This window comes from Amphibacillus cookii, assembly GCF_016908375.1.
Classification (GTDB): Bacteria; Bacillota; Bacilli; order Bacillales; family Amphibacillaceae; genus Amphibacillus_C; species Amphibacillus_C cookii.
In genome coordinates this window covers 21,181-33,247 of the sequence record NZ_JAFBDS010000007.1, presented here as the reverse complement: position 1 = coordinate 33,247, position 12,067 = coordinate 21,181, and the positions used below count along the sequence as shown (strand labels likewise).

The window sequence follows — 12,067 nt, the reverse complement described above, 5'->3', positions numbered from 1 at the left end:
TATTATAGTCATTTAATAACATATTATTGAAATTAATCAATTGCACGGTAGTTGTTATACCAGATGACTCATGACATTATATCCGTTTATCATTAACGTTTATGTACACCACGATATTTTCTCATTTCAAATAGTAAAGAAATAAAACTCTTATGATAGGGAATAAATTTGCCTTCATTCACCAAACTTATAATCTCTTGTTCTGTTGCCCACTTCACATTTTGCACTTCTTCATATTGAAGTTTTAATTGTTTAATATCTAAATCTTCTTCTAACAAATAAATATCATCAAAAGCATCATCTGCATGGATCGTTAAAGAAGGTCGACAATTGGAGAGATTGATGACGTAACCTATTTCCTCTAAAACTTCCCTTTCTGCAGCTATCTGGCTTGTATCACCTGACACCGCACTTCCCCCTACAGTAATATCCCAAAGATTTGACCATCCTTTTTTAAAAGATTGTCTTTGCTGAATCAGCATCTCACTGTTTGTATTAAAAATACAAACATGAACAACAAGATGATAGTCTTGTTGTTTGAGGCTATCTCCTCTTTCTATCGTTTCCCCGGTTAACCTTTTATCTTTATCATAGATATCCCAGATTTCCATTTTAGACCTCCTCACTAGTTAGTATAAGAGTAACACACTTATCAGTTGAGCGTTGAGCGTCATTTTTCGCTAATCATTGGATTTACTTATGCATGGATGTGCCGCATACGACCTTCTCATACGTTTAGCACGTTATGTCGTTCCGAAAAGCAAGGAATTCGCTTTTCGCGGGGATGAATTCAGCTAACTTGAGGCGCAAAGCTCACGCCTCAAGTGGATCTTCAGCTCATCCTATTCCCGCTAGAGTGTCGCATATTTCCTCTGCCATTTGGTATCATTCGTTTTAATATAATAAAGACGAATGATCCATTCACAAAACAAACGGATCATTCGCATTTGATCTTATGTCTTTTACTTTTGTCCCAACCTCTATCTTTATTTTTCGACAACCGGGAACCAGCCTGGTCTATTGATAATTGCTTGCCATAATTGATCTGGGACAACTAATCGTTCTTGGTCATTTTTGGTTAACGTCGTATCAATTTTATGTTCATTTCCCTCTTCCAGCTTCTGAACCCACTTAGGATCAACTATTAATTCGCGCCCTAATGCAATTAATGGCACACCTGTAGCTTTTGCTGATTTAACATCCTCTGCTGAATAAAGTGAACCAACACCAATAATTGGTATGCGATTTCCTATCCGCTCGTGGATTTTCAAAATACGTGATTGTTTATCATCATCGTCCCGAATCGACCCCTGCCAAAAGTCCTGCACCGAAATGTGAAGATAATCAAGCCCTTGTTGACTGAGCTTATCCGCAAATACTAAGGTGTCTTCCATTGTTATACCTGGGTTCTCTGCTTCCTCTGGAGAAAGGCGATAACCAACAATAAATGGCTTATTCGCATGTTTAGCTACAGATTTTTTAACAGCGTCTATGACAGCGATTGGAAACTTCATCCTCTTATCTAATGTTCCGCCCCACTGATCGGATCTTCTATTTGAATGAGGAGAGAAAAATTGTTGTATTAAGTAAGTATTGGCACCATGTATTTCAACCCCATCAAATCCAGCTTCAATTGCCCGGCGCGTCGCTTCAGCGAAATCCTCAATAATTGATTCAATCTCTTGTGCTGATAATTCACGCGGTACAACGGCACCTGGACGGAGTGGTGCAACAGCACTCGCACTTGTAGGTTGATTATCTGGTAATAAGTCAGGTGGTGCCATTCTCCCTGCATGGAAAATTTGTAAAATAGCCTTAGCTCCCTCGCCTTTTATTGTATTGGCTAATTGTTTTAAACTTGGAATCATTTGATCAGAAGCAGCACTAATTTCATTGATAAATCCTTTACCTCCAGGCGTTACATAGGCTACCGCTGTTATCACTGCACCGACACCGCCAGATCGCACTTTGTAATAAGCAAGCTCTTCATCAGTCACCATTCCTTTATCATCCGAAGAAAAATTAGTCATTGGTGCCATAAACAAGCGATTTTTTATATTGACGCCACTTTTAAATGTAAAGTGTTCAAACAATGATTTATACTTTTCATTCATTACAAATAACCTCCTTTAGATTTGTATACTTATCTTAGTTAATTTTGATGCTAATTTCAAAATATTTAACTGAACCATTTAAAATACTTGTTATATATAATGTGGATAATTAATCTATTATTGTTTTTTTCTTGAATGGAGGGGAGGACCGTGCGATACTATAAATATTAGATTATCATTTTATGGTGGGAGCGTACGATATATGAATAACGATACAAATGCCAAAGCAAGTATTCTTGATGCTTTTCAGTTTAGACATGCGACTAAACAATTTGACTCTAGTAAGAAAATTAGTGCTGATGATTTTGATTTTATCCTTGAAACTGCGAGACTTTCCCCTAGCTCAATTGGACTAGAGCCATGGAAATTCCTCGTCGTTGATAATAGTGATTTGAAAGACAAGTTAAAGCAGATGGCACCAGGTGCACAAGGGCAACTCGATTCCGCTAGCCATTTTGTCATTATCCTTGCTCGAAATATCAAAGATGTAAAATATGACAGCGATTATGTAAAAAATCATTATACAAATGTTAAGAACTTCCCTGTGGAATTAATCGACCAAATGCAACAAAAATATAAAGCCTTTCAAGAAGTCGATATGAATTTGGCAGAGAGTGATCGTGCCTTCTTTGATTGGTCATGTAAACAGTGCTATATTGCTTTAGCTAATATGATGACTGCCGCTGCCCAAATGGGTATTGATTCATGTCCTATTGAAGGCTTCCATTATCAAAAAGTGACGGATTTATTAGATAAAGAAGGATTGCTGGAAGATGGTCATTTAGGTGTTGCAGTCATGGTGGCTTTTGGATACCGGGTTCAAGACCCTTTACCTAAAACCAGAAAATCGATTGAAGACATCGTTCACTGGGTTAAGTGATAAAAAGGTTACGTTCAATGCGGTCACATAAGGAATAAAAATCATTTTTACATCATAAGAGATGGTTAGTAAAATTAAAAAGCGACAGTATTTTCTGTCGCTTTTTCTAGCACTTAATTACCTAAATAATCAATCGCCGCTCTTTCAATCGGTAAACCTGTTTTATAGCGTTCAATAAATTGTTCAAACCCTTTAACATCTTCAGGGTTTGGTTTAACAATGTCACCTGATTGTTCAACAAATACTCTGTTTGTTAAAAATTGATCTAAGCCTTCATTTTCCTGCTTATTGATCAGGTAAGCGGCTAAAATAGCAATGCCCCAGGCTCCACCTTCTCCGGCTGTTTCCATTACAGATACTGGAGTGTTTAATGCGGCTGCCATCATGCGCTGACCAACACCTTTGGTTTTAAATAGTCCCCCATGTCCATGCATTTCTTCTAGTTTAACCGTTTCTTGTTTAAGTAAAATATCCATCCCGATTTTCATAGCACCTAACGCAGCATACAGGTGGGTGCGCATAAAGTTAGCCAAGTTAAATCGACTATCTGCCGTACGAACAAATAGCGGACGCCCTTCTTCAAAATGGGTCATATGTTCACCTGATAAATAGCCATAAGCAAGTAAACCTCCGCCATCTACATCACCTTGTAAAGCTTTTTGATAGAGGGTTTCATATAGTTTGTTTAGGTCAACCTCTACGCCGATTGCCTCTGAATACTCGGCAAATAGACGTACCCAAGCATTTAAATCAGAGGTACAATTATTTGCATGTGCCATCGCAACTAAATGTCCGGTTGGCGTTGTGACTAGATCTATTTCAGGGTAGACTTTTGACAATTCCTGTTCCAAAACCACCATCGCAAACACAGAAGTCCCTGCTGAAACGTTACCTGTCCGCTTCGCAACACTATTGGTTGCAACCATCCCCGTGCCTGCATCACCCTCTGGCGGACAAAGCGGAATGCCTGCTTCAAGCTCACCAGTTGGATCAAGCAATTTCGCTCCTTCTTCTGTTAAGCGCCCAGCTTCCTCACCAGCAAATCGGACCTCAGGTAGGATCTCCTCAAGCTTCCAATTCAGTTGTTTATCACGGACTTGTTGATTAAACTGGTTGATCATTCTCGCATTAAAATCCTTTGTAGCAAGGTCAATCGGAAACATCCCTGACGCTTCTCCTATGCCTAAAACTTTCTCACCGGTTAATTTCCAATGCACATAGCCAGCCAGCGTCGTTTGAAAATCAATGTCAGACACATGTGCTTCGTTATTTAAAATCGCTTGATAAAGGTGGGCGATACTCCATCTTTGCGGAATATTATACTGAAATAACGATGTCAATGCCGTAGCAGCTTGCTCAGTTATATTATTTCGCCACGTTCGAAAGGGGACTAACAATTCTCCAGATTTATTAAATACCATATAGCCATGCATCATCGCACTAAAGCCAAGAGCACCAACCCGCTTTAAATCCACCCCATATCTACTTTTCACTTCAGCAGCTAACTTTTGATAACTATCTTGGAGCCCGCCCCATACTTCTTCAGTACTATAGGTCCAAATTTGATCAACGTAACTATTCTCCCAATCATGACTCCCTGATGCAATCGGTTGGTTTTCTTGATCAACAAGAACCGCTTTGATACGCGTAGATCCTAATTCAATTCCTAATACTGTTTTACCTGCTTCAATAGCAGCTTTTACCTTATCCATACGATCTCCTCCAATCCAAAACTTCTATTCTTTTTTATTTATCTCTTTACCGTTCAAAAAAGCCATTAAAGTAAAGCGCTTACTTATTTAATTATTATATATCAATAAATATATACGTACAAGTTAATATTGGATTTTTATGAGTATTAACATTAAAATAGAGATAGTGAAAGGCTACAATCTCTATTTTAACTGGACTTTTGATAAATTGCTAATTATATAGATAAACTACATGATTAATAAAGGATATAAAACGAGGGTAAAAGGTGCGTACATTTTTTTCATAAGAAAACACCAGATTACGGCATAGCATAATCTGGTGTTTTCTTAAATGAAAGTCTTATATCTCTATAGCTTGACTATATTGGCGTTCAATCGCTTTAATTTGTTGATAGAGTCTTTTATTAACTGGCGTATTTACTCGGTATTGCTTACCAAGTTCAATAACCATACCGCTAAATAAATCCACTTCCCCATAACGTTTTGCTTCAACATCTTGCCGCATCGATGGTTTACCTTCTGGGTGCAAGCTTGCTAAATTATTTAACCAATAACTTAAATCAGCTTCATTTAATGGCGCTTCCGTATACTGTGATAAGGCAATGACTTCTCGCATAGCCGCAATCATCGTATCACGCGCTTCACCCTCAACTTGAATACCACCATAGTTTGTTTGATAAACAGCTACCACTTGATTGACACCAACATTGAGCATGAATTTTCCCCATTGCCGTTTCTTCATATTGAAATCAATCTCATAAGGTAAATTCACCTGATCAAAAAAGGTAGCCACCGACTTGACTTTTTCTGTTAACTGATCCATTCTTTCTTCACCAAAACAAAGCACACCTTTATTAGCAAATGTTAACGCATTTCCTTCTTTCACAGCATCCATTCCTTGCGCTACACAATAAAGGACGTTGTCTTTCCCGTATATGCGACTGATATCTTGCTCACTCTTTATCCCATTGATAGCGGACATAATAATCGTATCTTGACCTACTTGATTGGCAATCGCTGTTAAAGCTTGAAAAAGACCATTGTATTTCACGGTGATTAATACTAAATCAGCTGGTTCCATCTGTTGATCTGGTGTAACAAATGTAAAATCACAGCGCTCACCATTACAATATAATCCTTCATCTTGATAACGTTTAATTCGATCACGATCGGCCACAATACGTAATGCATCTGCTGGAATATACTTCGAAAAATGTTCCGCATACATAATACCAAGTGCACCTAGACCAATAATCGCTACTTTTTTTATCTGCATCTTTGGTCATCCTTCCCTTCTCAGCACTGAAAACATACAAATGTTATTTTACATGATTTAGGATATAAAACAACGAATGTGTTATATTTTCTGACAAGAGAAGGCGTAAAAAAAGCAGATAGTAAAGCTTTTTTAAACTTAATTGTTTTGAGTTATTAAAAATGTGCGCTTATCATACGTAAATAATTAGCTTAATCACTGCTCTGTATGTGGAGGCAGGCGGTTATCTGTGATAAAGAACTTAAACCACAGCGAACGAAACGGCAACATTGTCTCAAGTAACCAAACATTTATTGCAGTAAATAGGGTGATAATGGGTCAGGAAGCAGAGATAGTGAGCCGCTCATTTCATCTTTTGTCATTAAACAGTGATTAAGTGACATAATGATCTCGCTTTTATTGATTTTAACGCCTATAAAAACAAGTTCAGTCATTCTATCTCCTACCTGTTGATCCCACCGTTCAAATAGTCCTGGCTCTTGATCCTTTAATTTGGCTTGTTCTCCGGGAGAATAGCTCGCTATCCAATTGCCAGCACCTTCTAACGTTAACATTGACCCCGCTTGAGATAGCATACCCGCTATATCATTTCGTGTTGCCAACCAAAAAAAACCTTTTGCGCGAATAATTTCTTTTGGCCAATGCTCAAGCCATTGATGAAATCGTCCAGGATGAAAGGGGGTACGACTTCTGTAGACAAAGGAGCTAATTCCATATTCTTCGGTTTCCGGTATATGCTCTTCATTCAATTCTTTAATCCAACCCGCCCCTTGGCTCACCTTATCAAAATTAAATTGTTTCGTATTTAATACTTGCAATGGATCAACTTGTCCAAAACGGGTCGCGATAATGTTTGCTTCTGGATTTAACCTAGAGAGTAGATTCTTTAATTCCGTTACTTTTTCACTCGAAAGCTGATCTACTTTATTTAAGACAATAACATTAGCAAATTCAATTTGATCAATCAATAAATCAACAATCCCTCTTTCATCATCATCAGAAACCTGCATTTGCCGATCAATTAACAAATCCTCTGATTGATAGTCTTCCCAAAATTGTTGACCGTTCACCACGGTTACCATGGTATCAAGCGCAAACAAAGCATTTAAGTCTATTGCTAGTTGTTCATCATAATAAGTAAAACTTTGCGCGACTGGAATCGGCTCAGATACGCCGCTTGATTCAATTAAGACATAATCAATATCAAGTCGAGCTAATTTCTCTAATTCAACGACTAAGTCTTCTCGCAATGTACAACAAATACAGCCATTGGTCATCTCAATCATATTTTCTTCTGCTCTAACAAACCCGCCCTCTTTAATCAGTTTGGCATCAACATTAATTTCACTCATGTCATTAACAATAACAGCTATTTTTAAACCTTGTTGATTACTGAGGAGATGGTTGAGCAAGGTGGTTTTGCCTGCACCTAAAAAGCCGCTTAGTACAGTGGCAGGTATTCTTTTACTCATGACTTCTCCGCCTCTCTATCCAAGTACACTCGACTCGATGTTGCTCCCTTTTGAAATAAATATTTCCCATCATAACCTCCTGTCGTTTGATCGACTTCTGCAATGACGAGTTGACAGACCCGCATACCCACGATTAATTGTACAGGAACACGGTTTGCATTAAACAACTCCAACGTAATTTGCCCTGCGAAGCCCGGATCAATCCAACCAGCGTTTTGAATAAATACACCAAGCCTACCAATTGAGCTTCTCCCTTCAACAAAAGCTGTTAACTCATTAGGTAAGCGAATTTGCTCTAATGTGGTTGCTAACATAAAGGTTTTAGGCGGAATCGTCATGACTTCACCTTCCGAAATATACATTTCATGATAGTTGGCTGACTTGCGAGATGATAATACAGGTGTAGACATCTCATCAACTATTAGAAAGTGATCGCCTAAACAGAGGTCGACCGACGCTGGTTGTATGCTTTGCTCTTTGAAAGGGGTAATTAAAATCTGGTCCCTCCTTATCATTCGCTCAATGGTTTGTCCTGATAAAATCATTTCTCCCACCCCAATTATGACACGCGCCAATGAAATGGATGTTTAAATTGCGTCCAGTCTTCATCCATTTCTGTCGCTGTTAATAAACAGTGATCCAACTCATCTGTTATCTCTTCAACATCCAAGTCCATACCAATGAAAACAAGTTTTGTATGGCGATCACCAAAGACAGGATCCCATAAATCCTTGACCTCAGGGTTATTCCTTAATAACTCCTCTTGCTGCTTGGCTGATAGCGAAGCCACCCAATAGGCTAATGGCTCAACATTTACTGAGGGGCCAGCTTGGGATAGTAATAGTGCCATATCATTATGTGTTGCACACCACATCACCCCTTTTAATCGAACAATCTCTTTCGGTAAATTATTGTACCAGCTCACTAAGCGTTCTGTATGAAAAGGGCGTCTTGACTGATAGACAAATGAACTTATTCCATATTCTTCTGTTTCAGGTGTATGATTTTCTATCCCAGCATTGAGTTCCTTCAACCAGCCTGCTGATGCACTAGCTATTTCAAAGTCAAATGTACGTGTATTTAATATTTCACTTGGCTCTATCTTACTATGTTGTGTACGTATAATTTTGGCTTCAGGCTGTAATGTACGTATCACTCGTTCTAGTTTCTGTAAATCTTCTGCTTTGACTAAATCCGTTTTATTTAAGATTAAAACCGTGCAGAATTCAATTTGATCAAGTAATAAATCAGCAATATTACGTTCATCATCCTCTGCAACAGCTTGCTGTCGTTCAAGCAAACGATCTCCTGAACCAAAGTCATGCCAGAAACGATTGGCATCAACAACAGTAACCATAGTGTCCAAACGACAATATTTTGTTAAATCTATTCCCATTTCCTCATCGATATAAGAGAATGTTTGTGCCACTGGAATGGGTTCACTAATGCCTGATGATTCAATTAAAAGATAATCAATTCCACCTTTTTTCACAAGCTTTTCCACTTCAACTAACAAGTCCTCCCGCAACGTGCAACAAATACAGCCATTAGACATTTCGACTAATTTTTCTTCTGTACGAGAAAACCCGCCTTGTGATTGAACGAGCTCACTATCAATATTAATTTCACTCATATCATTGACAATAACAGCGACTTTCAATCCCTCACGATTGTGTAAAATATGATTCAACAATGTTGTTTTACCTGCACCTAAATAACCACTTAATACTGTAACAGGGATCTTTTTCATTGGTAATTCCTCCTTCTTCATTATAGAACGTATAATACAGCAGTAAGAATAGCCGCACTACCGATACTAGTTAGCACTTGCTTTAATCCGATTGAGCAAGACGCCTTCCAACCTAGCTCTTTACCAATCGTCAATAATGTAACAAGACAAGCGGACAATGTGGAAGCTAAGTAAACGAGAATAAAAATCTGACCAATTGACATGTCAAGTAACAAATGACCTTGTCCTTCATTTAAAACCAGTAAGCCATCTTTTCTAATAAAAGAAAAAATTAATCCTGGTGCTGCCTCTATAGGTAAAGAAAAAAGGTACAACAAAGGTTTTACCAGCCAACTTAAAATCGCTAATACCCCCATCATTTCAAAGGCAGAAGAAACAAGACATATCAGCAAGAAAATCGGCATTGCTTGGAACAAAAATTGCTTAATCACACGAGATACTTTCCAGCGAAAGCTGCGCCAATCGATCCCTTGCAAATAGGGAAGAGGAGCAACCCGTGTCCGTTCACTGGTCCCGTTACTCCAAATTCTTGTATGAATAGCTCCCACAATAAATAACAAAAACAAATAGGGGATAAATAATAAAGGCACTTGTGCTACGTTAAAAATAGATAAGGTCGCTCCTATTTGATAGCTACACGCTGAACCAAAAGCGATCATCGAGACACAAGATGATCGGCTACAACTACTACAGCTTCTACTTTGCATAACGGCAACCACATTACAACCAAAACCCGTAATAACAGGAAGCAAATCTCTGCCCGTTAACCCCAGTCTACGCAACCATGGATCTAAGGCATGGGTTAAATGTTCCTGTATACCAATCTCTTCTGTAATCGTGGTGGTAATGCTGATCAGCAGCACGACAGGAAAAGCCCAAAGAAACGAATACCATCCTAAAGTAATAAGGCCATAATCTCCGACAAGCACCTCTACAAGAAAACTTGGCGCATGTTCTAGCATAGATGTAATCGGTGTTAACAAATAGTGCTCTGTAATCGGTTCAAGCCAATCAGCAAATAAATAAGCAATAAATACAGGAACAGCAAACATCAGCAAGATAACTAAACAAGCGAAAAGCGGCCCAGCTATTGGCACCTGTAAAAGTGGAATGAGCGGAGTTACATCATGAAATGCTGAGGGTAAGAAGTTAATAATACTAGTCGTAGCTCCCCAATTGTTTGCCTGATTAATTGCTGTAATGACCTTTTGTTGTTCTGCTTGATCCATTCTTCTCGTGTTCAACCAAATAACAGGAACCTGTAATAGCTCGCGGACACGATCTTGCTCCATTTTAGACGGCTGGTATTTGTCGGAATGTGTAGCAACAACAGCAACGCGTTTTCCTTTAAGCTTTAATCCGCGTTGTATTTCGATCAATTCTTGCTTTAAGTTTGTTGCTTTCACGACTAATAAAATGGTGTGTTCTCCGCCTAAATGATCGAGCGTAAGTTGTGTACTTTTACTATCAACATCAAATTGAATCCCTGGCAGATCTGTTAACTGAATATGATTAGCTAACTTGCTCGTTGCTGTTAAAGCAGAAACAGTTGACCCTTTAACATTGCTGACTAATGTCTTTTTTTCACCAGTCAAATGGCGAAACAACCCTGATTTACCTACAGATTCGCAACCGATGAGTAAGACATCGATTGGTCTAAAAGAAATAGCTTCGGCACGCTCTAACATTGACATTCCTCTCCACACATAGAAAGATCCTTCAAGTAGAAGTTCTCTCGCTTATAATCTTCTAAGATGGCTAAATCCAATTTCAACCTATTACCAATCGTTTCAGCAATCACCGCGAAACGTTGACGAAATTTATAAATATAACAAAAAATATGATCGGTGTGTCGAAGCTCTGGACCTGCTAGAAATAAACCAGAAGTAGCTATTGTTTCATCCGATTCATTAACAAGCACTTCATGGTTTAAACCACGTGTCACAAGGTTTTCTATCTGCGTTGTACTACCAGCAAATCCCGTAGCGATGATCGGTTTTTCATTGGTGAAATAAACTTGGTCGTTACTTGTATAAATGTTATAGCCAGAAGATAAGGCTTCTATTTGGACTACTGTTGTTTGTCCGACGATATTTATTAAATTTGAATCTAATAAGTGGCGTATACGACCATATGTATACGTGGATAATGCAAGACTTGGATCACTATTGTCTATTTCCCATGTATTCGTTTTAGCAATTACTGTCGTTCTTTTCCCTAAGCGTGCAAGGTGATAGGCCGCATCCATGCCACTTTCATAACCGCCTATGACCATAAAATCATTGCCTTCGATATCTTTCCAAGAGGAAATCAGGCTATTGTGAACACCAAATTCAGCGCCAGGAAATGGCTGTAAATCTGGATATTGGTACTCTCCTGCCGCCCAAACCACATACTGACTTTGGTATGTTCCTTGTGTTGTTTCAATCCGAAAGAAGTCACTTTCTTTATCTATTCGATTAACTTGTACACCCTTTTCGACGGGAAGCATAAAGTGTTCCGCAATCAGCTCTAGGTATTCTGAATAAGCTTTACCAGTTGGATGTTCCATGTCTAGCGTATAAGCTGGCGAGGTTTTGGGCACAATCGCATTTAAATCCGTCTGACCAAATCCTTGTGCTGGAAAAGAAGGAGTAATAAACCGCATTTCATCCGGCCACCGCAAAAAAGAACTACCTATTTCTTCTTTTTCAAGAATGAGGTAAGATTTACAGTTCATTTGTTTTAATAATGTTGCCACACCGATCCCTGACGGGCCAGCTCCTATTATAATGACATCATATATCTTATTCACCCCTACCACCCTCCCCAAAACATAATCATTACGATTTAAAATGAAAAAAAGTAAGCTATACAAAAACAA

Annotated in this window: 10 protein-coding genes; 1 reads left to right on the top strand and 9 read right to left on the bottom strand. The window is 38.6% G+C overall.

Going from position 1 to position 12,067, the window contains the following annotated elements; all coding sequences use genetic code 11:
* Positions 1-92 precede the first annotated feature (92 nt).
* Positions 93-611, bottom strand: coding sequence for an NUDIX hydrolase (locus tag JOE23_RS10955; RefSeq protein ID WP_204438384.1), 519 nt, complete (start codon positions 609-611; stop codon positions 93-95).
* A gap of 375 nt (positions 612-986) precedes the next feature.
* Complete coding sequence (locus JOE23_RS10950; RefSeq protein ID WP_204438383.1) at positions 987-2,114, bottom strand: NADH-dependent flavin oxidoreductase; 1,128 nt, start codon at positions 2,112-2,114, stop codon at positions 987-989.
* Between the two features lie 202 nt (positions 2,115-2,316).
* Between JOE23_RS10950 and JOE23_RS10945 the strand changes: the two genes are divergently transcribed.
* A complete protein-coding gene (locus tag JOE23_RS10945; protein ID WP_204438382.1) occupies positions 2,317-2,994 on the top strand; it encodes an NAD(P)H-dependent oxidoreductase in 678 nt (225 codons plus the stop codon).
* 113 nt (positions 2,995-3,107) lie between these two features.
* Here the strand turns inward: JOE23_RS10945 and JOE23_RS10940 are convergent, their stop codons facing one another.
* The 7 genes from JOE23_RS10940 to JOE23_RS10910 all read right to left on the bottom strand — a co-directional run bounded on the left by JOE23_RS10940 (position 3,108) and on the right by JOE23_RS10910 (position 11,998).
* Positions 3,108-4,706, bottom strand: a complete 1,599-nt coding sequence (locus JOE23_RS10940; protein ID WP_204438381.1) for a xylulokinase — start codon at positions 4,704-4,706, stop codon at positions 3,108-3,110.
* A gap of 340 nt (positions 4,707-5,046) precedes the next feature.
* On the bottom strand, positions 5,047-5,982 hold the full coding sequence (locus tag JOE23_RS10935; protein WP_204438380.1) for a ketopantoate reductase family protein: 936 nt from the start codon (positions 5,980-5,982) through the stop codon (positions 5,047-5,049).
* Between the two features lie 290 nt (positions 5,983-6,272).
* A complete protein-coding gene (locus JOE23_RS10930; protein WP_204438379.1) occupies positions 6,273-7,454 on the bottom strand; it encodes a GTP-binding protein in 1,182 nt (393 codons plus the stop codon).
* Positions 7,451-7,999, bottom strand: coding sequence for a dCTP deaminase (gene dcd, locus JOE23_RS10925; protein WP_204438377.1), 549 nt, complete (start codon positions 7,997-7,999; stop codon positions 7,451-7,453). The genes JOE23_RS10930 and dcd overlap by 4 nt, the downstream gene beginning before the upstream one ends.
* A 14-nt stretch (positions 8,000-8,013) precedes the next feature.
* The gene (locus JOE23_RS10920; protein ID WP_204438375.1) at positions 8,014-9,204 is read right to left on the bottom strand and encodes a GTP-binding protein; all 1,191 of its coding nucleotides are present in this window, start codon (positions 9,202-9,204) and stop codon (positions 8,014-8,016) included.
* A 20-nt stretch (positions 9,205-9,224) separates the two neighbouring features.
* Positions 9,225-10,892 carry a nucleoside recognition domain-containing protein gene (locus tag JOE23_RS10915; protein ID WP_204438373.1) on the bottom strand — a complete coding sequence of 556 codons (1,668 nt, stop codon included), beginning with the start codon at positions 10,890-10,892 and terminating at the stop codon, positions 9,225-9,227.
* Entirely contained in the window at positions 10,886-11,998 is a 1,113-nt protein-coding gene (locus JOE23_RS10910; protein WP_204438372.1) for an NAD(P)-binding domain-containing protein, read from the bottom strand. The genes JOE23_RS10915 and JOE23_RS10910 overlap by 7 nt, the downstream gene beginning before the upstream one ends.
* Positions 11,999-12,067 lie beyond the last annotated feature (69 nt).